Origin of the sequence: Pseudomonas idahonensis (assembly GCF_037903935.1) — a bacterium.
GTDB lineage: Bacteria > Pseudomonadota > Gammaproteobacteria > Pseudomonadales > Pseudomonadaceae > Aquipseudomonas > Aquipseudomonas danubii.
In genome coordinates this window covers 2,137,720-2,161,509 of sequence record NZ_CP149586.1, presented here as the reverse complement: position 1 = coordinate 2,161,509, position 23,790 = coordinate 2,137,720, and the positions used below count along the sequence as shown (strand labels likewise).

Genomic DNA, 23,790 nt, shown 5'->3' with positions numbered 1-23,790 from the left:
GGAACTTACCAAGCGCTTGCTTGGTTTTCAAGAAAATGTGTGGCGGGTCTTTCGCCGGCAAGCCGGCTCCTACCGCATTAAAGCGCTATGGGTTTGCGACCGGCGAAGGAATGGGCCAGGGTGCCGCCGTCCACCAACTCCAGCTCGCCACCCAGAGGCACGCCGTGGGCGATACGCGAAGTGATCAGGCCTTTGTTGGTCAGCAGTTGGGCGATGTAGTGCGCCGTAGCCTCGCCTTCCACGGTCGGGTTGGTGGCCAGGATCACTTCGCTGAAGCTGCCTTGCTCCTCGATCCGTGCCAGCAACTGCGGAATACCGATCGCTTCGGGCCCTAGACCGTCCAGCGGTGACAAGTGCCCCTTGAGCACGAAATATCGACCGCGATAGCCGGTCTGTTCCACCGCGTACACATCCATCGGTCCTTCCACCACGCAGAGCAAGCTGTCGTCGCGACGCGGGTCGGCACACTGCGGGCACAGCTCGTCTTCAGTCAGAGTCCGGCATTGACGGCAATGCCCCACCCCTTCCATGGCCTGGCTCAAGGCCTGGGCCAGGCGCAAACCACCACTGCGATCACGTTCAAGCAGCTGCAAGGCCATGCGCTGGGCGGTTTTCTGACCCACGCCCGGCAAGGTGCGCAGGGCATCGATCAGTTGGCGAATCAGGGGGCTGAAGCTCATGGGCAAAGGTCCGACAAAACGACGAGACGCGGTTTATACCCGCGCCTCAGGGTAGCGTCAAATACTCGCGTGCGCGGCAACCTTGACCACCAGCTTGCCGAAGTTGCGCCCCTCCAGCAGGCCGATGAAGGCTTCAGGCGCCTGCTCCAGGCCTTCGACCACATCTTCCTTGAACTTGACCTTGCCTTCGCGCACCCAGGGCGCCATGGCCTTGATGAATTCTGGATGCCGGTCACCATAGTCGTCGAAGACGATAAAGCCCTGGATCCGCACCCGCTTGGTCAACAAGGCGCGCTGCAACAGCGGCAGACGGTCCGGGCCTGGCGGCAGTTCCTGAGCATTGTACTGAGCGATCAACCCGCACAGGGGAATGCGCGCCTTGGGATTGAGCAAGGGCAGCACGGCATCGAACACCTTGCCACCGACGTTCTCGAAATAGATGTCCACGCCCTTGAAGCAGGCCTGGGCCAGCTCAGCGGCAAAATCGGCGCTCTTGTGATCGATGCAGGCGTCGAAACCCAGTTCCTCGACCACGTAGCGGCACTTGTCCGCGCCACCGGCCACACCCACCACCCGCAGCCCCTTGAGTTTGGCCACCTGCCCTACCACCGAGCCCACAGCGCCGGACGCCGCAGCCACCACCAGGGTTTCCCCGGCCTTGGGCTGACCGATGTCCATCAGCCCCATGTAGGCAGTCATCCCGGGCATGCCCAGCACGCCCAAGGCCATGGAGGGGCTGGGCAGGCCGGAAGGCACCGGAATCAGGTTACGACCATCACTGATGCAGTGGCTCTGCCAGCCAGTGGCCCCCACGACCAGATCGCCTTCCTGGAACTTCGGATTCAGCGAACGCTCGACCCGACTCACCGCGCCACCGGTCATGACTTCATTGATTTCCACCGGTGCGGCGTAGGACGGCGCGTCACTCATGCGGCCGCGCATGTAGGGGTCCAGGGACAGGTAGAGGGTCTGCAGCAGGACTTGGCCGTCCGCCAGCTCCGGCAAGGCGACCCGCTCCAGACGGAAGTTCTCAGGGACCGGTGCACCCTGGGGACGAGAGACCAGCACCACACGCTGGTTGAGGGTCAATGTTTGCGACATCACAGACACTCCTGTATCGAGGGTTGGAAAGGACTGTATAGGGTGCAGACCCCACGAGGGCCGTGGCGTTCGATGTTTCTACAGACGGATCGGCGGCGGCCTTCGCCCGCAATCCAGCTCCCACGAACAGCGCAGTGCTTATCGACAGGATAAAAAAAGCCAGGCTCAAGGCCTGGCTTTTTGCGTCCATCCGAAGCGCCTGGGCGACTCAGAACGGCAGTTTCATGCCTGGAGGCAGTTGCATGCCGGCAGTCATGCCGGACATTTTTTCCTGGCTATTGGACTCGATCTTGCGCACGGCATCATTGACCGCAGCGGCGAACAGGTCTTCCAGCACTTCACGGTCATCTTCGCTGACGCCTTCCAGCAGGCTCGGGTCGATGCTCACACGCTTGATGTCGTGACGACCGGTCATGACCACAGTGACCATGTCGCCGCCAGCCTTGCCGGTGACTTCAGCGTTGGCCAGCTCTTCCTGCATCTTGGCCATTTTTTCTTGCATTTGCTGTGCCTGCTTCATCAGGCCGGCCATGCCACCTTTCATCATGGGAATTACCTCAAAGTACGGGGATTGAAACAGCGCCCGACCCAGGGTCCGGCGCCCTTTAAGTGATCAACCCTGAGCGGCCAGGGCCTCGACAGGTTCAATAGTATCCTGGCGCACCACGGCGCCGAACTCCTGGACCATCTGCTGGATGAACGGATCGCCGTGGATCGAGTCCTCCGCCTCGCGCTGACGGTCGGCCCGACGCCTCGAAGCGGCCTGGGCCGGGGTTTCCTGCTCGGGCTTGATCAGCTCGATGGTCAGGGTCAGGGTACGTCCGTGGTACTGGTTCAGCGCGTCATTGAGCCGGCGCTGCTGAGTGGCGTTGAACAGTGCGCTGTGGGCCGGGTCCAGGTGCAACAGCCAGTTGTCGCCCTCTACGGCCATCAGGGTGCAGTTGGCGGCGATGCTGCCGGTCATGCCGGAGATCGGCAGTTTCGGGAACAGTTGCAGCCACTCCAGAGCCAGGCCAGTGGCCGGCTTGGCAGCAGGTTCCGGTTCGGGCTCCGGGGCCGGATCGGCGGCGTGCTCGCTGGCCAGCTCGTCCAGGTAGCTGTAGGCCGAATCCATGTCCGGCTCGATGTAGTCCTCGTCCAGGGGCGGCTCGTCGTCCAGATCAATGCCCGGGGTGGCAGCGTCGACCTCGGCCACGCTCGGCTCGGGCACCGGCGCACTGACCCACTCCGGCGCATCCGGCACCACGCTGTCGGGCGTTGGAGTTGGCATTGGCGTCAGCTCGGGCTGTTCGGCCACCACGTCCAGCACCGGTTCAACAGCTGGTTGCTGCTCGATCTGCGGCGCTACCGGATCGTTCCAAGGCAGGTCGACCACCTCCTCGGCGGCCACCGGCCCAGGCTCGACGTCAACCGCTTCGACGGCAAGCGCTTCGGCAACCGGCGGCGCGACAGGTACAGGCGCGACCGGCGGAGCTGGAATCGGAGCCGGAGCGGCAGCCGGTGCGACCGGCGCGCTGGCAATAGGAGTAACGGGAGCCACAGGCACAGCAGGTGCTGGTACCGCCACGGCTTGGGCGGAATCAACTGTGGCCTGGCTGATCCCCACTGGCTTTAGCGGCTGTCTCGGTGCATCCGCGGTGTCCGCCGGGCGGAAGGCCAGCATCCGCAGCAGGACCATTTCGAAGCCCCCTCGCGGGTCCGGCGCCAACGGCAGGTCGCGACGGCCGATCAGGCCCATCTGGTAATAAAACTGTACGTCTTCGGCCGGCAGTGCCTGGGCCAGAGCCAGTACCCGGTCACGATCGCCATGACCGTTGTCGACCCCTTCGGGCAACGCCTGGGCAATCGCGACCCGGTGCAGCACGTTGAGAATTTCCGAGAGCACGCCGTTCCAGTCCGGGCCCTGCTCCGCCAGATGGCGCACAGCCTCCAGCAACGCCTTGGCGTCACCATTGATCAGGGCATGGAGAACGTCATAGACCTGGCCGTGATCGAGGGTGCCGAGCATCGCTCGCACGTCGGCGGCCATGACCTTGCCTTCACCGAAGGCGATGGCCTGATCGGTCAGGCTCATGGCGTCACGCATCGAGCCGTCGGCGGCGCGGCCCAGCAGCCACAATGCGTCGTCTTCGAACGGCACGTTCTCTACACCCAGCACATGGCTCAGGTGCTCGACCACCCGTTCGGGGGTCATGTTCTTCAGGGAGAACTGCAGGCAACGGGACAAAATGGTCGCCGGCAGCTTCTGCGGGTCGGTGGTTGCGAGGATGAACTTGACGTAGGGTGGCGGCTCTTCAAGGGTCTTGAGCAAGGCGTTGAACGAGTGACTGGAAAGCATGTGCACTTCGTCGATCAGGTAGACCTTGAAGCGTCCGCGGCTCGGCGCGTATTGCACGTTATCCAGCAGCTCACGAGTGTCCTCGACCTTGGTCCGGCTCGCGGCGTCGATCTCGATCAGGTCGACGAAGCGTCCTTCGTCGATCTCGCAGCACACCGAACAGGTGCCGCACGGCGTGGAAGTGATGCCTGTTTCACAATTCAGACATTTGGCAATGATCCGCGCGATGGTGGTCTTGCCCACCCCGCGGGTGCCGGTAAACAGATAGGCGTGGTGCAGCCGCTGGCTGTCCAAGGCATTGATCAGAGCCTTGAGCACATGGGTCTGGCCGACCATTTCGCGGAACGAGCGCGGACGCCATTTACGTGCAAGAACCTGATAACTCATCGAAAACCGTCGCAACTGGAAAGCGGAAGCCGGTAATGCTAGCGGAGCAAGGGCGAAATTGCATCCGGCGCGCTCGTCTAATCTGTCTAAGCTGCATTTCGCAAAGGATTGCTCGGTCGTTAGAACCGTGGGAGACCGTATGCATTTGACCTGGGGCGCCCTGCTGCTCTTGAGCACCAGCCTGGAAGCCGCCGAAGCGCCTTTACGCTTTGTCATCGCCGACAGCTGGGCCATGCCGACCATCGAGGTCGATGGCGAGCAACCCACCGCCGGCATCCTTTACGACACCATGAACAGCCTCGCCCGGCATATGGGCACCCGTGCCGAGTTCCACGTCCTGGCCCGCGCCCGGGTGCAGAACGCCATGGCCCAGGGCGAAGTCGACGTGCGCTGCTTCGCCGCACAAGCCTGGCTGCCGAACCTGTCCGGGGATTACCTGTGGAGCGTGCCGCTGTTCGTGCAACGCAACCTGCTGGTCAGTAACCGCTACCATCATGAGCCGATCAACCCGCAACAGTTGCCCACTCAGCACATCGGCACCGTACTGAGCTACACCTACACCTCGCTGCAACCCCTGTTCGAGAGCGCCCAGCTGATTCGTGACGATGCCCGCAACGAGGAGCAAGTCCTGCAAAAGCTCCAGGTAGGACGCTACCAGTACGCTATCGCCAGCCAGTGGACCCTGGACTGGTTCAACAAGACCCAGTCCTCCGGCAAACCCTTGCACCGCGTCGCGCTGCTGCAGGAGCAAGCCGTGGGCTGCTACGTGCGCAATGACCCGGCAGTGCCGGCCCAGCGAATTCTGCGGACCCTGCTGAAGATGAAGATGTCCGGCGAGATCGATGCCATCGTCCAGCGCTACGTCGACCCGCAGACCGGCGCTCAGGCCTCCGACACCGTGTCGCCATGAAGCGTGCCGCACCGCCACGGCAGCGGCGGCTCGAAGTTGCTTACCCACTCCAGCACGGCGTCAGCGGGCATGGGTGCAGCAATGAACTCACCCTGGGCCACCTCACATCCGAGGGCCATCAATCGCTCGCCATGGGCCAGGCTTTCCAGGCCCTCGGCCACAACTTGGCGGCCAAACGCCCGGGCCAGCCCGACCAGAGCCTGAATCAGGGCCTGGTCATCCTGGTCGTGAAGCATGTCGCGGACAAACAATCGATCGATCTTGATGGTCTGGGTACGCAGACGTTTGAGGTAGCTCAGGGACGAATGCCCAGTACCGAAGTCCCCCAGGGAAAACTGCACACCAAAGCCCTGGCAGGCATCGAGGCAATCGCTGACTCGCTGAATATTGTCGATGGCCACCGACTCGACGATCTCCAGATCCAGCAAGACGGGTGACACATCCGGGTAGCGATCGAGCATCCCCTTGAGCCGCTCGACAAAATCCGTGCGCTGGAAATGCCGGGCCGCGACGTTCAGGCTCACCGGCCAGACATGGCCCGCCGCCTGCCAGCGTTGCAGCTGACTCATCACCTGATCCATGACCCACTCGCCGATATCGACGATGAGGTCGGTCTCTTCCACCTGAGGCAGGAAATCCTGGGAACCCAGCATCCCGCGCTGCGGGTGCTGCCAGCGCAACATGGCTTCAAACCCCACCACCGCGCCGCTGCGCATGTTGACCTTGGGCTGGAAATACAGCTGCAGCTCGCCGCTGTTCAGCGCCTGGCGCACGTGCTCCACCGTCTGGTAGGTGACCATCACTTCACGATCACGCAGGACATCGAACAGGTGGAAGCGATTGCGTCCGCTTTGCTTGGCCACGTACATCGCCTGGTCGGCGTGGCGCAGCAAGGTATCGGCATCATGGTTATCGGTGGGAAACAGGGTCACCCCAATGCTGGCAAACACATTGATGTCCTTGCCCTGGATCGAATACGGCTGGGAAATGGTCGCCAACACCCGCTGCAGTGCCGCCCGCAGCTCCAGCATGTCCCTGACGTAACGCAGGATCAGCACGAACTCGTCTCCGGCCAGGCGTGCCACCACATCTTCGCCCCTGATGATCGAACGCAGGCGGGCAGCCACTTCCACCAGCAGCAGGTCACCACAGGCGTGACCGTAACCATCATTGACTGCCTTGAAACCATCCAGATCGAGCATGCATACCGCCAGGGGAATATTCTCCTGGCGGGAGAAATCCAGCGCCTGATGCAGCAGATCGGAAAGGAAGGCTCGATTGGGCAGGCCAGTGAGCACGTCATGCCCAACCCGCCATTGCAGCGAATGCAGCAACTGGCGCTTCTCGCTGACATCGAAGCGGATCGATACATAGCGCATCACCTTGCCGGAGCGCTGATCCACCAGGGGCACCATGGTGCTGTCGACCCAGTACAGGCTGCCGTCCTTGGCACGGTTGCAGATCTCACCTTTCCACACCCGCCCCTGGATGATGGTCTGCCACAGCTCGGTAAAGAACTCCGGTGGATGCAGCCCCGAACTGAGCATCCGGTGGTTGGCTCCGATCAGCTCTTCACGGCTGTAGCCCGAGATCTGGCAGAACAGGTCGTTGACATAGGTGATGCAACCGCCGAGATCTGTCTCGGAGAAAATGGCGGCGGCATCGACGGCCCTGCGGTATTTCTCATCCATGAGTCGAACTCACTGTCGCTAGCGGTTGAACCGCTCGACCAAGGCACGCAGCCCGGAAGAGATGTTTTCCAGCTCCGCGCCGCGAACGACTCCGGCGCTGGCATTCTCGGCAGTGCGCTGCACCGTGGCGGCGACACTGTTGATCTGTTCGGAAACCGATTCCGCTACATGGGACTGCTCCTGGGACGCCGCAGCCATCTGCTGACTCATGTCGGTGATACGCTCCACCGCGGCGCCTATGCCCTGCAAGGCTTGCTGCGCCTGCAAGACCTGCTGCACCCCTTGCTCGGCTTCCTCGATGCCCAGGCTGGCGATCTGCACCGCCTCATCGGCACCGGCCCGCAGGCTCTGGATGATGCCCTGGATCTGCTGGGTGGACTCACGAGTCTTACCGGCCAGGGCGCGCACCTCATCGGCCACCACGGCAAACCCGCGCCCCTGCTCTCCGGCCCGAGCGGCTTCGATGGCTGCGTTCAAGGCCAGCAGGTTGGTCTGGTCGGCAATCGCCTGGATCATGCTCGCTGCCACCATGATGTCCTGGGTCTGCCCGGCCAGGTCACCCACCGCCTGATTGATCTGGGTAACAGTGCGGGCCAGCAACTGGATGGCGTCACGGGAAGTGCCCGCCACCTGGCTGCCTTGCTGGGCCAGCAGGTTGGCAGTGTGAGCCTCACTGGCGGTGTGCTGTACGTGTTCGGCAACCTCGGTGATCGAAGCGGCCATCTGGGTCATGGCAGCGGCCGTCATGTCGGTCTCCGCTCGCTGTTCCAGCAGCGCCGACTCAGTGCGGCTGGACAACTGACTGGAGTCGGCCGCCGCCGTAGCCATCTGTCGAGCCAGGTCGCTGAGTCGGGTCAAGGCGGTTTTCAGCCGCGCCTCTTCACTGGCCAGGATCAGTTGCAACTGCGCCGCCGGCCCCAGCGCGTCGCTGTAAGCCAGGGCACAGATCGGATCGGCAAAGGTGTTTGGAGTGCTACGGACAATCTGCTTGAGCTGCTGCCCCAAACGGCGCTGGGCCATCAGCCCGACCCCCACGAACCCCGTGACCGTCAGCCCCTGGGCCAGCAGCGTCGGCAACCAGGTGAATGCCGCCAGGCAACCCACCGCTACCGCTACCGGCAACAGCAATGGCCTGGCTGCTGCCTCCAGGTGCCGCCAGGCCGAGACCGGTGCCTTGTCAGCACGCAATCGCGCATAGAGGATTTCAGCGCGGTTCACTTGCTCCCGGGTCGGCTTGACCCGCACCGACTCATAACCCACCAGTCGACCCTCTTCGAGGATGGGCGTGACATAGGCGCTGACCCAGTAGAAATTGCCGTTTTTGCAGCGGTTCTTCACCACGCCCATCCAGCTCTGCCCTGCCTTGAGATACCCCCACATCGACTCGAACACCGCCGCCGGCATATCCGGGTGACGCACCAGGTTATGGGTGCTGCCAATCAGCTCGGCCTGGCTGAAACCACTCATCGCGGCGAATTCGGCATTGCAGTAGGTGATGTGGCTGTTGGTATCGGTGGCGGATATGAGCCGCTGCTGGTCGGGAAAGGTCTGCTCAACAGAGGTGACCGGCAAATTGAGACGCACTTTAGAACTCCATAGACAGCCTGCGATCAACAGCACCGGGAAGCCGGCAACAGGTTGATTCGAAATGTACTTTCCTGGCGGTACGACTCAATCGAAAGGATCGCCCTGATTGCAGCCGTACAGCGGTTTGCGCGGCAGTTGACCGTCGATTCGACGAAGATCAACTAGGATCAGATAAGGCGTCAGGTGGGGGACGGCGGACGGTGCGTTGGCGGGATTTACGAGACGGTCGAGCCTCTGCCAAGTCCTCGGTTTAGGTGAACAAGGGAAATGCAATGATTTCTTGTTTCATAAACCTGCCCTCTGAAACTAGATCACCAAATACCTGTCCGAAGCGCCGATTCTACGAAATGCATCACATTTTGCAAAGCAAGGTGATGAATCATGGTGTTGTCTAATGCCAATATTTATCGTTAAGTTCTTGATTCTAAATGGGAATTGAGCGATGCAAATTTCAAGTTTGGGTGCAGCCATCAAGCGTTATCGAAAGGTAGCGGGGCTTACTCAGGCTGAACTAGGTGAAAAAACCGGTTTTGACCCAAAAACCATCAGCCGCTTCGAAACCGGCACCTACACCCCCAGCGTTGAAGCTCTATTTCTGCTAGCCGAAGTACTGGGAGTGAAGCTGAAAGCCTTCTTCGCCGATCTGGGCGACGAAGAGGAACAGCGGGCTTATTTGTTCGGTGTCATTCACAAAGCCACCCCGAAGGATCTGGGAAAGCTGATAGCAGCGGTAGACCAGGCCTTGTCCAAGCCTTGAGCCCCGCAACAAATCAACGAGAAGAGGCACGCTTATCACCCCTGATAAGTTGGCCTCTTTTTTAATCCACGACTCCTGACAGGAACTGACAGACCCAGCCCATAAGCTTGTGCCCACAGCACAGCCCAAAGGCCCCTGGAGTCGTCATGATCAGTAACACCTACTTCCTGCTTTATGTGGACAGCCCGCCCCTCAGTGCAGAGTTCTACAGCCGCCTGCTGGACAAACAGCCGGTGGAATCATCCCCATCCTTCGCCCTGTTCATCCTCGACTCGGGGATCAAGCTCGGCCTCTGGTCCCGGCACACGGTTGAACCGAGCGCCCAATCAACCGGTGGTGGCGGCGAACTGGGCTGGGCCGTGGACAGTCGAGAAGCCGTGGACGAATTGCATCGCCACTGGCAGGCGCTGGACATGACCATCGCCCAGCCCCCCACCCGGATGGACTTCGGCTACACCCTGCTCGCCCTTGATCCGGACGGACATCGCTTGCGCGTGCTCTATCTCACTGTCGACTGAATCCATGCCCCAACAGAGGCGCTATACCAGCGCCTTCCCCGCCAGCGCTGAGAGATTACTAGAAACACCTCATTGAGCCCTCCAACACTCATCGCTATCCTCCCCGCCGACTTGTCACAATTTGTAAGGGAATACGATGAAGTACCTGCGCCTCCTCATGGCGATGGCCGTCCTCTGCGCCACGCCCCTCCTTGCCTTTGCCGCCGCGCCGAACGAGAGCAAGGACGCCGAACCCCAGACCGCCGAACAGTTTCTCGCCTCGCTCTCCCCACACCACGGCAACGTCAAGCTGCCCGGTGATATCGCCAGCCTCGACCTGAGCCAGGAGTTCTACTACCTCAACCCCAAGGACACCGAGAAGCTGCTGACCGAGGGCTGGGGCAACCCACCCGGCTTCACCACCCTGGGCATGATCGTGCCCAGCGCAGTCAGCCCGCTGTCCGCCGAAGGCTGGGGCGTGATCATCAGCTACAAGAATGACGGCCACATTTCCGATGACGACGCGGCGAAAATCGATTATCAGGACCTGCTCAAGCAAATGCAGGAAGCGGACGAGGAAGACAATAAGCAACGCAAGGAACAGGGCTACGGCGCCATCCACTTGCTGGGCTGGGCCGAACAGCCAAGCTATGACGCGCAATCCCACAAAATGTACTGGGCCCGCGAACTCAAGGCTGAAGGCGCCGAGAGCCACACCCTGAACTACAGCATCCGCGTACTGGGGCGCGAAGGCGTGCTGGAACTCAACGCGGTCGCCTCCATGGACGACCTGGCAACTATCAAGCGCGAAATTCCCAAGGTCCTGGCCTTCACCAACTTCACCGATGGCAACCGCTACGCCGACTACAATCCCAGCACCGACAAACTGGCCTCCTATGGCCTGGCCGCCCTGGTGGCCGGAGGCCTGGCCAGCAAGGCTGGCTTGTTCGCCAAGCTGGGGGTACTGCTCCTGGCCGGCAAGAAGTTCATTGTCATCGGCGTGCTCGCACTTGCCGCGTTCGCCGGCCGGCTGTTCAAGAAAAAAGGCTGACTGCAAGGTGCAACGCCCCCGCATGATGAGGGGGCGTTGCAGCTTATCAACCACCCTGTTTTACCTGCACATCTCGCTCCTTCGCCGGCAAGGCCCGCAGCCGCCAACGCCCTTCCAGTTGCATGGCCATCACACTGCCCAGCACCACGGCCGCCCCCAGCACCACAGAAGATTGCACCCGCTCTCCCAGGACCATCGCAGCCAGCAGCATCGCCGTCGGTGGAATCAGATACATGGCGATCGACGCCCGACTGACCTCCACCCGCTCCAATACGTAAGCCCAGGCCAGATAGGCCAAAGCACTGGGAAACAACCCCAGCAACAGCACCGCCAGATTCACCCGCCACGACGCCTGTGCCACCGCCTCGGGCAACCCGGGTGCGTACACCGACAACAGCAACGTACCGCCCCAAACCATGTAGCACACCGTGGTCAACACGCCGTAGCGCCCGGAAAAGCGCCGTTGCAAAACGAAGTACAAGCCCCAGGAAAACGCCGCCAACAACACCAGCAATCCACGCGGCTCGATCGACCCCAGCCCCTTGTCGGCGGCAACCACCAGCACCGCTCCAAGCAACCCCACCACCACGCAGCCCCAGCGCCAACCACTGACCGGTTCCTTGAGCCAGAAGAAGGCGATCAGCGTGCTGAAGATCGGTGCCGACTGCGCCAGCACGCTGGACGCGCCGGCACTCAAGCCCTGCTGACCATAATTGAGGCTGACGTGATGCAGGGTGATGGCAAAGAACCCCAGCACCAGCAGCCAAGGCAGATCACACCAGCGCGGCAGGGATATTTTCAACGCCACTGCCATTGCCGCCATGAACAGCGAAGCGATCAGGAAGCGCAGCAGCGCCAGATGCCCCGGACTGTAGCCCTCAAGGCCAATATGGATACCCACCGGCGAATAGGCCCAGCACAGAATGACCGCAGCGGTAGCCAGCAATAACTTGAACCCAGGTAAGCGCTTCACGGCACAGGCATCCAGACAATAAGAAGAAACGCAGTCTCTCGCCCCCCATAACTCACCACAACTAACCGATACTAAGGCTACCCCTCACTGGAAATGAGCAATGGAACTGACCCAACTGAAGATGGTGAAAGCCGTGGCCCGCTCCGGCAGCATTGCCCGCGCGGCCGAGCAATTGCATTGCGTGCCCTCTAATATCACCAACCGCCTCAAGCAGCTGGAGAGCGAACTCGGTACCCCGCTGTTTACCCGGGTCGGGCGCGGGCTGAAGATCAGCCCGGCCGGGGAAATATTCCTCGGCTACAGCGAGCGAATCCTGGCTCTGGTCGACGAAGCCAAACGCGCCGTGGACAGCCAGGCGGAGCCCAGCGGATTGCTGCGCCTGGGCTCGATCGAGTCCTGCGCTGGCGGCCGCCTGCCACCGCTGCTGGCGCAATACCACCGACGCTACCCCAAAGTGAACGTGGAACTGGTAACCGGCACCTGGTCGCAACTCTTTGAAGAACTGCAACACCAGCGTATCGACGGTGCCCTGGTGGCCATCGATACCTTGCCGCCCAAGCTTCAGCAAACCGTGCTCTACCACGAGCCACTGGTGCTGATTTCCAGTGCAGGCACCGCCCCCATCCGCAGCGCCAGCGATTTGCAGGGGCAGAATCTGTTCATGTGGCCACCGGGCTGCCCCTATCGCCGTGCCCTGGAAAACTGGCTGGCCAGGCACGGCCTGAACCTGCCCATTACCGGGTATGCCAGCTGGGGCACCATTATCGGCTGCGTCAGTGTCGGTGCCGGCGTCTCGCTGATACCGGAAGGTGTGCTGGAACGCTATTCGCAGTCGGCGACCCTGAACGTGCAGCGTTTCAGCGACCTGCTGCCGGTGGACAACCGCTTTGTCTGGCACCAGGACGTGAAGCGCCACAGTGCACGGGATGCGTTTGCCCAGTTGTTGCGGGAACAGCTGGGAGCATGACGCCCTTTCCCGGCAAGCCGGCGAGCGTTTCGGCACAATGCACGAGCGCCCCGGCACAACAACGGACTCAGCCTGCCAATAGACTCGTCTTTCATCACCAACACCCAGACGAGCCCCTCATGAAAAACCGACTTTTACTCAGCGTGCTTTCCTTGGGTCTGAGCCTTGGCGCCCAAGCCGCCGAGTTCAGCATCAGCAGCCACGACATCAGCGACGGCCACCCCTTGAGCCCTCGTGAAGTGTTCCAGGGCTTTGGCTGCGAAGGCGGCAACACCTCTCCCGAACTGTCCTGGAAAAATGCCCCACCGGGCACCAAAAGCTTTGCCATCACTGTTTATGATCCGGACGCCCCCACCGGCAGCGGCTGGTGGCACTGGACCCTGGTCAACCTCCCGACTTCCACCCAGCAATTGCCCAGAGGTGCCGGTAGCGCCAACGGCGAGCAACTGCCGCCCGGCGCCATTCAGGGGCGTACCGATTACGGCCAACCCGGCTTTGGCGGCGCCTGCCCGCCAGTGGGCGATAAACCGCATCGCTATCAGTTCACCGTCTGGGCATTGAAGGTGGATAAACTGCCCCTCGATGCCCAGGCCAGCGGTGCATTGGTGGGCTACATGCTCAACGCCAACGCCTTGGCCAAGACCACACTGACCGCTACTTACGGACGCTAGTAACGATGAATGCCCCTGCTGGCCTGCAGCATCATGAAAGCCGTATCGACACCTGCGTCATCCGCGCCCGGCAAGCCCATGCCCTGCAACGGGTACCGATTTTCGTCAGTGCTCTGTGCCGGGTGCGCCAGGGCGAGAAACGCATGGAGTGGGACGACCGCCAGATGCGCGTGGGCGGCCAGCACCTGATCCTGCTGCCGGCGGGACGCGAAGTGGGCATCAGCAACTATCCGGGCGCGCAGGGTCACTACATCGCCGATGTCGTGACCTTTCCTGCCCCGGCCTTGCGGGCGTTCAGCCTGCGCTACCGCCAGCAGATCATTACCCGTCCCGGGCGCAGCGGCGCGGAGCTCTGCGTCCCCCTGGAGCGGCACACCGCCCTGGCCTGGGACAACCTGCTGGAGTGCATTGCCAGCGATGCACCGGACGCCCTGCGCAGCCACTACGGCGAAGCGGTGCTGCTGGCCCTGGCCCTTGGCGGCTGGGCCGGCCCATTGCTGCTGGATCGTCACGACCCACTGTGCGAACGGGTGCAACAGATCCTCATGAGCAACCCGGCGCGGGACTGGACAGTAGCCTGCGTCGCCGAGCGCCTGAACCTTGGGGCTTCCACATTGCGTCGCCAGCTGGCGAACGAGAACGACAGCTTCAGCAACATCCTCGAGAACGTCAGGCTGGGCCTGGCCCTGCAGTGGCTGCAAACCACGCCACGCCCCATCGGTGAAATCGCCGCAGCCAGCGGCTACGCCTCGGCATCACGTTTTGCGGTGCGCTTTCGCAAGCATTACGGGCTTTCGCCCCGAGAACTGCGGGCAGCTATCTAGCCAGCGCGCATCACTGCGACAGGCCATCCATCACCGCATCGATGAAGGGCGCCTTTTGCGCGAGATACTCGCCAATGCCCTCGCGATTGCCGGCTTCAAGCCGAAGCTTAAGATCCTGATATTGCTGACGGATGCCGCTGTCCTGACGCAACAGATCACGAAAACGCAGCATGCGCCCGATCTGCTCATGACCACAGATGCAGACATGCACTTTGTGGGTGCGCACGCCTTCAACATCGCGGCGGTAAAAGTGATGCCCCGGGGACAGATCACTGCCCCGGACATAGCCCAAGGTCGCCATGAAGGCATTGCGCGCAGCCTCATCCCGGTGCTCCACGACCACGGCCAAAAGATCGATTTCCGGCTTGGCCGCCAGCCCTGGAACAGCCGTGCTGCCCACGTGATGTACCTCTATCAGTTCGCAACCGAAACCTTTGGCTATGCGCCCCTTCTCAGCGCTGAATGCACCAGGCCACTGATCGTCATAGAGGGAAATCTTACTGGTAAGCGCCATGACCACTCCTTGATGCAAAGGCGTTGGATATTCCAGAAACGAACCGCACGGGCTGGCTGGACAAGGGATTCGCGAGCCAGAAACCGGGCGCACGACAAAAAACACGCCAACAGGAACGCTGCGCGCTTCGAAGACTTTCAATTGCTTTAAGAATTTTGATCAATCTCGTTGAGGACCAACGAGAAGCGTTATGGAGGCAACCCCACCAGCCACACCCCGGCACACAATGTTCCCGCTGTGGCTGCTGCCTTCCGGCTCTGACCAGGTTCACGGGTAATCGTTGCGGGGGGACCGATGGGGTCACCATAACGACGTTCGCCTGACGGCGAGCCGCGCCATTGTACCTATCTGAGTTGAACTTACAACCGCTCGTTGCAGATTAAAAAATCCGATGAGCTTCAAGCACTTGGATACACCTCTGGGTAAAAGCCCTCCCCCATCGCCTGAAGGACGGTGGAGTCAGTCCAGGGACAGCACTTCGTCGGCACGGCCGCCTTCTTGCTGGATCACCAAGTGAATGAAATGCAGCTTGGCAATCACCGCCGGCGGCAGGATGAAGGGGTAGAAATCCGGCTGGCCCATGCTGCGGGACAGTTCGTTGAGCATGCCAGCCAATTCGATCCAAGCGTTGACGAAGGCCAGGAACGCCGGTCCGCCAGGATGCTGCGGGTCGTACAGGCTGCTCAGGGGAAACGGCTGGTAGTCGAGATCGACGTCGCGGGCACTCATGCCAAAGCCCAGGGCGGTGTCCACCGCGTCCATCATGTGCAGGTAGTGAGCCCAGGTTTCCGCCCAGTCCTCCCAGGGGTGCATGGTGGCGTAGGCGCTGACGTGGCTTTGCTGCCAGCCGTTTGGCGCACCCTGCTGATAGTGCTGCTCCAGAGCCTCGGCGTAGCTGTAGCGCTCGTCGCCGAACAAGCTGCGAAACGGCTCCAGCCAGGGGCTGTTGGCAATCAGCCGATCCCAGTAGTAGTGCCCCACTTCATGGCGAAAGTGCCCAAGCAGGGTGCGGTAAGGTTCATGCATCTGCGCCCGCACCCGCTCGCGATGGGCATCATCGGCTTCCTTGATATCCAGGGTGACCAGGCCATTGGCATGTCCGGTAATGGGCGTCCTTCCCTCAAGATCAACACCAAGGAAGTCGAAAGCCAGGCCCCGCGCTTCGTCGTCGCTCTTGGGGATCACTTGCAGCCCGAGGGCGATCAGTTGGGCGACCAGGCGGCGCTTGGCGATTTCCACTTTGCGCCAGCGCTCAGGATTCTCCGGCACGGACAAGTCGGGGATGGTGCGGTTGAGGCTGCAGGCTACGCACAGATTACCGGTCAGGTGGGCCGGCAACATCCAGTTACAAGCGGCGGGCGTATCGAGGTTGGCGCAGCGCTTGAACGCCCCCGCCTCAGGCTCGGCATCCAACACCCAGGTCCCGGCGGCTGGCCCTGGCTGCAGGGACGACAGACAGCCTGATTGCGGCGCATAACCGAGCAAGGCAGAGCACGCCAGGCACTGGCTGTTGCGAAAGAACAGCGACTGCCCACAACGGCATGACCAGAGTTTGCTGTTGCGTGAGCGGTCGCCGACGAAGGGCGCGGCGATCCGGGAACTGAGCTGCTCGAAGAAACGGTACATGACGCATCCTCCCTGGGGCTTGCCAAGACTAGATCATCCTGGCTGCCTCATCGTTCCCTCGGCCTGTCAGGAGCCGGCTTACTGGCGAAACCATCGCTGCCCAGCCGGCTCCCAAGGATCACGCGGGGATGGGGATGCCGTGGTCGACAAGAAAGGCGACAAAGGCCGCTTCATCCAGGACCTTGAGCCCCAGCTCATTGGCCTTGGCCAGTTTGGAACCGGCTCCGGGCCCGGCGACGACGCAGTGGGTTTTCGCCGAAACGGACCCCGCCACCTTGGCCCCCAGGCTTTCCAGCTTTTCCTTGGCCACATCGCGACTCATCAACTCCAGGGAGCCGGTGAGCACCCAGGTCTTGCCAGCCAACGGCAGGCCTTCGACCACCTTCTTTTCGCTCTGCCAATGCATGCCAAAGGCCTTGAGCTGCTCTTCGATGGCCTGGGCCAACCGGGCATTGGCCGGGTTGTCGAAGAACTCCCGCACCGACTTGGCCTGCTTCTCCGGCAGGGCCTGGCGCATATCCAGCCAGTCAGCCGCAATCACGCCCTGCAGGGAACCGAACTTGTCTGCCAGTTTCTGCGCCGCACCCGGCCCCACCGAGGGGATATTGAGCTTGTCGAGCATGCCGCCCAACGTGGTGCTGGCGGCAAACTCTGCCCCCAGCTCGCCCTGATCCTGCAACACCAGGCCGCATTGATCCTCGGCCAGCAAGGCACCAATCACGCTCTGGTTATGACTGTCTTCGAAGAAGCTGTGAATCTCGTGGGCCACTTCCAGCCCCACATCCGGCAGGTAGGTCAGCACCTGGGGCAAAGCCTGCTGGACCCGCTCCAGGGTTCCCAGGGAACGGGCCAGGACCTTGGCGGTTTCCTCACCCACATCAGGAATGCCCAAGGCATAAATGAAGCGAGCCAGGGCCGGACGCTTGCTGTCCTCGATAGCCTTGAGCAGCTTGTTGCTGGAAACCTCGGCAAAACCTTCCAGATCGATGATCTGTTCGTACTTGAGCTGATAGAGATCCGCAGGCGAAGCAATGAGCTTTTCGTCCACCAGTTGCTCGATGGTCTTGTCCCCCAGGCCTTCGATGTCCATGGCTCGACGGGAAACGAAGTGGATGATCGCCTGCTTGAGCTGGGCACCGCAGGCCAGGCGACCGACGCAGCGATACACCGCGCCTTCGCTGACGGTTTCCCGGCCCTTGCTGCGCTTGACCAGTTGCGTGCGCTCGACATGAGAGCCACAGACCGGGCAGCTTTGCGGAATCTGTACCGGCCGGGCGTTTTCAGGGCGACGCTCAACGACCACCTGCACCACTTGCGGGATCACGTCACCGGCGCGGCGGATGATCACCGTGTCGCCAATCATCAGCCCCAGGCGCGCCACCTCATCCATATTGTGCAAAGTAGCGTTGGACACAGTGACTCCCGCCACCTTGACGGGCTTCAGGCGCGCCACTGGCGTCACCGCGCCAGTGCGGCCGACCTGGAATTCCACATCCAGCAACTCGGTGAGTTCTTCCATGGCCGGGAATTTATGGGCAATGGCCCAACGCGGCTCCCGGGCACGGAAGCCCAGTTCACGCTGAGAGGCGATGCTGTTGACCTTGAACACCACACCGTCGATCTCATAGGGCAGCGCATTGCGCCGCTCGCCGATCTCACGGTAATAGTCCAGGCATTCATCAACCCCTTTGGCCAGGCGCAGCTCACGACTGATGGGCATGCCCCACTGCTTGAGTTGCTCCAGGTTGCCGATATGCGTGTCAGCAATGTCGGCACTGACTTGGCCCAGGCCGTAGCAGCAGAACTCCAGCGGCCGGCTGGCAGTGATCTTCGAGTCCAGCTGGCGCAAGCTACCCGCCGCCGCATTGCGCGGGTTGGCGAAGGTCTTGCCGCCCGACTCCAGTTGCGCCGCGTTCAGGCGCTCGAAACCGGCCTTGGACATGAAGACTTCGCCGCGCACTTCCAGGGTCGCCGGCCAGCCGCTGCCTTGCAGCTTGAGCGGAATGTTGCGCACGGTACGCACGTTGACACTGATGTCTTCACCGGTGGTGCCGTCGCCACGGGTGGCGCCACGGACCAGCACACCATCCTGATACAGCAGGCTGACCGCCAGGCCGTCGAGCTTGGGCTCGCAGCTGTACTCCACCGCCGCACCGCCACCAAACAGATCGCCCGCCGGCAGGTCCAGGCCTTCGTTGACCCGGCGATCAAACTCGCGCATGTCGACTTCTTCAAAGGCGTTACCCAGGCTGAGCATGGGGATTTCATGGCGCACCTGGGTGAAGGCCGAGAGCGCCGCGCTGCCCACACGCTGGGTTGGAGAGTCACTGGTGACCAGCTCTGGGTGCTCGGCCTCCAGGGCCTTGAGTTCGTGGTACAGGCGGTCGTACTCGACGTCCGGAATGCTCGGTTCGTCCAGTACGTGGTAACGGTAGTTGTGTTGGTCCAGCTCGGCGCGCAGCTCAAGAATGCGGGTTTCAGCGGCGGTCATGGGGGTTCTCTCATAAAGCAAAAGAGCAGCCTAGGCTGCTCGATCTGAAGATGGGGGCGTGGGCTTCGCTGGCAAGCCAGTTCCTGCACAGTCAGCTCCTGCGAGAGGAGCTGACTGTGGAAGCTTAGCGCTTCTGGGTCAGAGCGCGGCGTTCGAATTCGACGATACGCTGGCGGTAGTGCTCGATGGTCTGGGCAGTCAGCACGCTGCGCTGGTCGTCCTTGAGTTCGCCATTGAGCTCCTGGGACAGCTTGCGCGCCGCCGCCACCATCACGTCGAAGGCTTGCTTCGGATGACGCGGGCCAGGCAAGCCGAGGAAGAAGCTCACCGCCGGAGTGCTGAAGTGATCGATATCATCCAGATCGAACACGCCGGGCTTGACCGCATTGGCCATGGAGAACAGCACTTCGCCATTGCCCGCCATGCTTTCGTGGCGGTGGAAGATATCCATCTCGCCAAAACGCAGGCCACTTTCAAGGATGTTCTGCAACAGTGCCGGGCCTTTGAAACCAGCGCTGTCGCGGCAGATCACACTGATCACCAGCACTTCTTCGGCCTGCGGCTGTTCCTTGTCGCTGTGACCGGCAGCCTTGCCTTCATCCGCCGGGAAGTCATCGTCGCGGCTACTGAAGCTTGGGCCGCTATCCAGATCCAGGTCCAGATTGAGGTCACCCTGATGAGGCTCGCCCCCACGCTTGCCGCGCTTGGACGAAGAACTATCCCGAGGCTCGCGGGCAGGCATGCTCACCGACGGCAGATCGTGCTCGTCCAGTTGCGGTTCTTTATGAGTATCCAGCACCCGAGGCGGACCCAGGAGTTCGGCACTGCCTTCATCGTCCGGCAGATTGGAAAGACTTCGATCAAGACGGAACTTCAACTTCCCCTTGCCGCCGCGCATACGCCGCCAGCCATCAAAAAGAATACCGGCGATAACAATAATGCCGATGACGATCAGCCACTCGCGCAGACCGATTTCCATGTAATCCCGTGCCTCTATAAAAAATGCTGAAAAATAAGGGGTTTACAATCTGCAAACCGCTTTAAAACGTGGCGCCAACTCTATGTTCTGAATGGCGTTTTGCCCACGCATAGGAAAAATTGACATTAAACTAGCACGACCAAAGGCAACTTTACACCGTCTGTCGCAACGGTTACGGCCAATATGTCGATTGGCCAGCTTGGTAATGGGAAAAATCCCCCGACTTGCCGTCCAATAGTCGCCTTAGTCGCCCGGACTCAAGCGTCCACCATCGCCATCGCCTCCTCGACATCCACGGCTACCAGGCGCGAACAACCGGGTTCGTGCATCGTCACCCCCATCAACTGATCGGCCATTTCCATGGCGATCTTGTTGTGGGTGATATAGATGAACTGCACAGTCTGCGACATCTCTTTAACCAATCTTGCATAGCGTCCAACGTTAGCGTCATCCAGCGGCGCGTCAACTTCATCGAGCATGCAGAACGGCGCCGGATTCAACTTGAAGATGGCGAATACCAGGGCCAAGGCAGTCAATGCCTTTTCGCCCCCCGAGAGCAAATGAATGGTGCTGTTCTTCTTCCCGGGAGGACGCGCCATGATCGTTACCCCTGTATCGAGTAGATCTTCGCCCGTCAGTTCCAAATAAGCGCTGCCGCCACCGAAAACTTTTGGAAAGAGTGCCTGCAAACCGCCGTTGATCTGATCAAAGGTATCTTTGAATCGATTGCGGGTTTCCTTGTCGATCTTGCGAATCACGTTTTCCAGGGTTTCCAGGGCCTCCACCAGATCGGCGTCCTGGGCATCCAGATAGCGCTTGCGCTCTGACTGCTGCTGATACTCGTCGATGGCCGCAAGGTTGATTGCGCCCAAGCGTTGAATTCTTGCCGCAATGCGCTCCAGCTCTTCCTCCGCGGCCTGCTCGCTGGCCTCCCCGGTCAGGGTCGCCAGCACGCCGTCCAGGTCGTAGCCATCGGCCAGCAACTGCTCCTGCAAGGTCTTGCGACGCACGGTCAGGGCTTGCCATTCCATGCGTTGCTGTTCGAGCTGGCCGCGGATCAGTTGGGATTGCTGCTCGGCCTGGTTACGGCGCTTCTCGGCATCACGCAGTTCGCGATCGGCATCTTCTAGGGCGATCTGCGCGGTCTTGAGCTCGACATCAACGGTCATGCGCTTTTCCAGCAGTTCTTCGAGCTTGAGGCGCAGTTCTTCCAGCGGCGCCTCGCCCTCCTCCAGGTTGAGGCTGAGCTGTTCGCGCTTCTCGGTCAGGCGCTCGGACTGCAGCTCCAGACGCTCCAGGGCCTGACGGGTAGAGTCATGTTGGGCCTTAAGGGAGCCCATGCGCACCGCCAATTGATGAGCGTGATCCTTGTGCTGGCGTGCTTCCTGGCGCACCCGATCAAGGCGCTCGCGCAAGCTGTCGCGCTGGGCCAACAGCAGCTCACGCTGCTCGGTGTCCAGGGCCATGCTGTCGAGGGCCTCCTGCAATTGCAGACGCGCCTCGCCCACTTGTTCATGCTCCAGCTCACGCTGCTCGCCGACCTCTACCAGCTCCTCATCGAGGCGGGTACGACGCAGATTCAACTGCTCGGCCTTGGCCTTGCCGGCGGACAGCTTGGCTTTCAACTCTCCCTGCTGGCGAGCCTCATCCTGCAACAGGCGACGCAAGTGTTCGCGACCGTTCTCCTGCTGACGTTGCTGGGCCCGTAGGTTGAGCAATTGACTCTCCAGGGCTTCGACACTGGCTTCGCGCTCATCGCGCTCCAGGGTCAGTTGCTGGATTTCCTGGCCTCGCGCCAGCACGCCGCTTTCCGCTTCGCTGGCCCGCCGCACCCGCAGGAAATGCCGGCCGACCCAGTAGCCGTCGCGACTGATCAGGCTCTGCCCGGCTGCCAGTTGCCCACGCAAGGCCAGGGCCTGTTCGAGGTTTTCCACCGGTTTGACCTGCCCCAGCCAGGGCGACAGATCGACCGTGGATTCCACCTTGTCCAGCAAGCTGCCGGGCATGCGCAGCGCATCGCCTTGCAGGCTCAGCAGACGCAGGTCGCCTTGCTGGAAACCGGCCAGATCAATACCGGTGAAATCATCCACCAGCACCGCTTGCAGATCGGCGCCAAGCACGGTTTCCACCGCCAGCTCCCAGCCCGCTTCCACGTGCATGCCATCGGCCAGGCGCGGACGCTCGGCCAACTGCTGTTCACGCAGCCACTGTGCAGTACCGGTGCCCGGGTCCAACGCGGCTTGCTGCAGGGCCTCCAGAGACGCCAAGCGGCCATTGAGCCGCTGCAATTCACCCTGGGCCTGCTGCTGGGCCTGGGTCGCCTGCTGCAATTGCTGGCGCAGTTGCTCCAGGCGCTCGACCTGGGATTCCTCACTGGCTTGCAGGTCTTCCAGAGTTGCCTCGCTGGCGGCCAATTGTTCGTTGAGTTCGAGGATCGCCGCGTCTTCCGGGTCGGCCGAGAGCAACTCACGCTCCTCCCCCAGGCGTCGCTGACGCTCGGCCAGCCGCTCCATGCTGCTTTCGAGCTGCTGGATGCGCGACTGCTGCACTTCCGCCTGGCGCCGCGGCTCGGCAGAACTCAGGTTGAAGGCGTCCCACTGCTCCTGCCAGCCGTGCATGGTGGTTTCGGCTTCTTCCAGGGTCGCGGCGGCTTCCTCGGCGGCGGCTGCAGTGACCTCCTGCTCAGGTTCGAGCATGGCCAGCTCTTCCCCCAGGGTTGCCAGCAAAGTGCGGTCGTGGCCCAGGTGTGACTCGGTCTCCAGACGCGCACGTTCGGCTTCCTTGAGATCATCCTGCAATTGCCGCAGGCGCTGCTGGCCGTGCTGGATGCTTTGCTCGACCCGGGCGATATCACCACCCACCGAATAGAAGCGCCCCTGCACCAGATTGAAGCGCTCGGACAATTCATGGTGACCGTCACGCAAGCGTTCGATAGCAGCATCGGCATTGCGCTGCTCAGCCACCAGGGCCTCGAAGCTGACTTCCTGGCTACCGATCACCGACTCGCGCTGGCCGACTTGCTCATTCAATGCCTGCCAGCGCAGAGCCGACAGTTGCGCCTTGAGCTGGCGCTCCTCGGCCTTGTATTCCTGGTACTTCTCGGCGGCCTGGGCCTGGCGATGCAGGCGTTCCAGCTGACGCTCCAGCTCTTCGCGCAGGTCGGTCAGGCGGGCGAGGTTCTCATGGGTGCGGCGGATGCGGTTTTCCGTCTCGCGCCGGCGCTCCTTGTACTTGGAAATGCCCGCGGCTTCTTCAATGAAGTTGCGCAGGTCCTCGGGCTTGGCCTCGATCAGCTTGGAGATCATGCCCTGCTCGATGATCGAGTAGCTGCGTGGCCCCAGGCCGGTGCCAAGGAAGATGTCGGTGATGTCCCGACGGCGGCACTTGGCGCCGTTGAGGAAATAGCTGTTCTGGCTGTCGCGTGTGACCTTGCGGCGAATGGAGATCTCAGCGTAGGCCGCGTATTCGCCCACCAGGGTGCCGTCGGAGTTGTCGAACACCAGTTCGATACTGGCCTGGCTCACTGGCTTGCGACTGGTGGAGCCATTGAAGATGACATCGGTCATCGACTCGCCACGCAGGTTTTTCGCCGAGCTTTCGCCCATCACCCAGCGCACGGCGTCGATGATATTCGACTTGCCGCAGCCATTGGGGCCCACCACCGCCGCCATGTTGCTGGGGAAGTTCACCGTGGTCGGATCGACGAAGGACTTGAACCCCGCCAGCTTGATGCACTTGAGTCGCAC

General features: G+C 61.7%; 19 protein-coding genes and 1 other RNA gene. 7 read left to right on the top strand and 13 right to left on the bottom strand.

All coding sequences use genetic code 11. From position 1 onward, the window contains the following. Nucleotides 1-77: 77 nt before the first annotated feature. The 4 genes from recR to dnaX all read right to left on the bottom strand — a co-directional run bounded on the left by recR (nucleotide 78) and on the right by dnaX (nucleotide 4,506). Complete coding sequence (recR, locus tag WIN67_RS09870; RefSeq protein WP_102863810.1) at nucleotides 78-680, bottom strand: recombination mediator RecR; 603 nt, start codon at nucleotides 678-680, stop codon at nucleotides 78-80. 57 nt (nucleotides 681-737) lie between these two features. Then, complete coding sequence (locus WIN67_RS09865; protein ID WP_102879001.1) at nucleotides 738-1,781, bottom strand: NADP-dependent oxidoreductase; 1,044 nt, start codon at nucleotides 1,779-1,781, stop codon at nucleotides 738-740. Between the two features lie 208 nt (nucleotides 1,782-1,989). Continuing rightward, nucleotides 1,990-2,328 (bottom strand): YbaB/EbfC family nucleoid-associated protein, encoded by a 339-nt coding sequence (locus WIN67_RS09860; protein WP_015634779.1) that lies wholly within the window; start codon nucleotides 2,326-2,328, stop codon nucleotides 1,990-1,992. A 66-nt stretch (nucleotides 2,329-2,394) separates the two neighbouring features. Next, nucleotides 2,395-4,506: a DNA polymerase III subunit gamma/tau gene (gene dnaX, locus WIN67_RS09855; protein WP_253084515.1), complete on the bottom strand. Its 2,112-nt coding sequence runs from the start codon at nucleotides 4,504-4,506 to the stop codon at nucleotides 2,395-2,397. Nucleotides 4,507-4,645: 139 nt separating this feature from the next. Here dnaX and WIN67_RS09850 point away from each other — a divergent pair, with 139 nt between their 5' ends. Continuing rightward, complete coding sequence (locus WIN67_RS09850) at nucleotides 4,646-5,416, top strand: substrate-binding periplasmic protein (RefSeq protein WP_110652561.1); 771 nt, start codon at nucleotides 4,646-4,648, stop codon at nucleotides 5,414-5,416. On the opposite strand, the gene WIN67_RS09845 is transcribed toward WIN67_RS09850, so the two are convergent. Both WIN67_RS09845 and WIN67_RS09840 read right to left on the bottom strand, forming a co-directional pair. Beyond that, nucleotides 5,389-7,107 (bottom strand): putative bifunctional diguanylate cyclase/phosphodiesterase, encoded by a 1,719-nt coding sequence (locus WIN67_RS09845; protein WP_339071107.1) that lies wholly within the window; start codon nucleotides 7,105-7,107, stop codon nucleotides 5,389-5,391. The two genes, WIN67_RS09850 and WIN67_RS09845, sit on opposite strands and share 28 nt — an antisense overlap. A gap of 18 nt (nucleotides 7,108-7,125) precedes the next feature. Beyond that, nucleotides 7,126-8,691, bottom strand: coding sequence for a methyl-accepting chemotaxis protein (locus WIN67_RS09840; protein ID WP_102863815.1), 1,566 nt, complete (start codon nucleotides 8,689-8,691; stop codon nucleotides 7,126-7,128). A 445-nt stretch (nucleotides 8,692-9,136) separates the two neighbouring features. On the opposite strand from WIN67_RS09840, the gene WIN67_RS09835 reads away from it, so the two are divergent. From WIN67_RS09835 to WIN67_RS09825, 3 genes are all read left to right on the top strand, one after another. After that, on the top strand, nucleotides 9,137-9,451 hold the full coding sequence (locus WIN67_RS09835; RefSeq protein WP_011060220.1) for a helix-turn-helix domain-containing protein: 315 nt from the start codon (nucleotides 9,137-9,139) through the stop codon (nucleotides 9,449-9,451). A 146-nt stretch (nucleotides 9,452-9,597) separates the two neighbouring features. After that, on the top strand, nucleotides 9,598-9,969 hold the full coding sequence (locus WIN67_RS09830; RefSeq protein WP_339071106.1) for a VOC family protein: 372 nt from the start codon (nucleotides 9,598-9,600) through the stop codon (nucleotides 9,967-9,969). 136 nt (nucleotides 9,970-10,105) lie between these two features. Continuing rightward, nucleotides 10,106-10,999, top strand: coding sequence for a DUF2167 domain-containing protein (locus tag WIN67_RS09825; protein ID WP_265074425.1), 894 nt, complete (start codon nucleotides 10,106-10,108; stop codon nucleotides 10,997-10,999). A 46-nt stretch (nucleotides 11,000-11,045) separates the two neighbouring features. Here the strand turns inward: WIN67_RS09825 and WIN67_RS09820 are convergent, their stop codons facing one another. Continuing rightward, nucleotides 11,046-11,972 carry a DMT family transporter gene (locus tag WIN67_RS09820; RefSeq protein ID WP_123392359.1) on the bottom strand — a complete coding sequence of 309 codons (927 nt, stop codon included), beginning with the start codon at nucleotides 11,970-11,972 and terminating at the stop codon, nucleotides 11,046-11,048. Nucleotides 11,973-12,072: 100 nt separating this feature from the next. Here WIN67_RS09820 and WIN67_RS09815 point away from each other — a divergent pair, with 100 nt between their 5' ends. The 3 genes from WIN67_RS09815 (at nucleotide 12,073) to WIN67_RS09805 (ending at nucleotide 14,434) form a co-directional block, all read left to right on the top strand. Beyond that, a complete protein-coding gene (locus tag WIN67_RS09815; protein WP_339071105.1) occupies nucleotides 12,073-12,939 on the top strand; it encodes a LysR family transcriptional regulator in 867 nt (288 codons plus the stop codon). Nucleotides 12,940-13,058: 119 nt separating this feature from the next. Beyond that, nucleotides 13,059-13,610 carry a kinase inhibitor gene (locus WIN67_RS09810; protein WP_110652557.1) on the top strand — a complete coding sequence of 184 codons (552 nt, stop codon included), beginning with the start codon at nucleotides 13,059-13,061 and terminating at the stop codon, nucleotides 13,608-13,610. Between the two features lie 5 nt (nucleotides 13,611-13,615). Then, entirely contained in the window at nucleotides 13,616-14,434 is an 819-nt protein-coding gene (locus WIN67_RS09805) for a helix-turn-helix transcriptional regulator (protein ID WP_102878992.1), read from the top strand. A 10-nt stretch (nucleotides 14,435-14,444) separates the two neighbouring features. Here the strand turns inward: WIN67_RS09805 and WIN67_RS09800 are convergent, their stop codons facing one another. From WIN67_RS09800 to smc, 6 genes are all read right to left on the bottom strand, one after another. After that, nucleotides 14,445-14,948 (bottom strand): GrpB family protein, encoded by a 504-nt coding sequence (locus tag WIN67_RS09800; protein ID WP_339071104.1) that lies wholly within the window; start codon nucleotides 14,946-14,948, stop codon nucleotides 14,445-14,447. 200 nt (nucleotides 14,949-15,148) lie between these two features. Continuing rightward, an RNA gene (gene ffs, locus WIN67_RS09795) (signal recognition particle sRNA small type) lies at nucleotides 15,149-15,245 on the bottom strand. Nucleotides 15,246-15,407: 162 nt separating this feature from the next. Continuing rightward, a complete protein-coding gene (locus WIN67_RS09790; RefSeq protein WP_339071103.1) occupies nucleotides 15,408-16,574 on the bottom strand; it encodes a zinc-binding metallopeptidase family protein in 1,167 nt (388 codons plus the stop codon). 118 nt (nucleotides 16,575-16,692) lie between these two features. Further along, entirely contained in the window at nucleotides 16,693-19,065 is a 2,373-nt protein-coding gene (ligA, locus tag WIN67_RS09785) for an NAD-dependent DNA ligase LigA (protein WP_115581944.1), read from the bottom strand. A gap of 124 nt (nucleotides 19,066-19,189) precedes the next feature. Next, nucleotides 19,190-20,044, bottom strand: coding sequence for a cell division protein ZipA (gene zipA, locus WIN67_RS09780; RefSeq protein ID WP_102878987.1), 855 nt, complete (start codon nucleotides 20,042-20,044; stop codon nucleotides 19,190-19,192). 257 nt (nucleotides 20,045-20,301) lie between these two features. Then, nucleotides 20,302-23,790, bottom strand: a complete 3,489-nt coding sequence (smc, locus tag WIN67_RS09775; protein WP_110596957.1) for a chromosome segregation protein SMC — start codon at nucleotides 23,788-23,790, stop codon at nucleotides 20,302-20,304.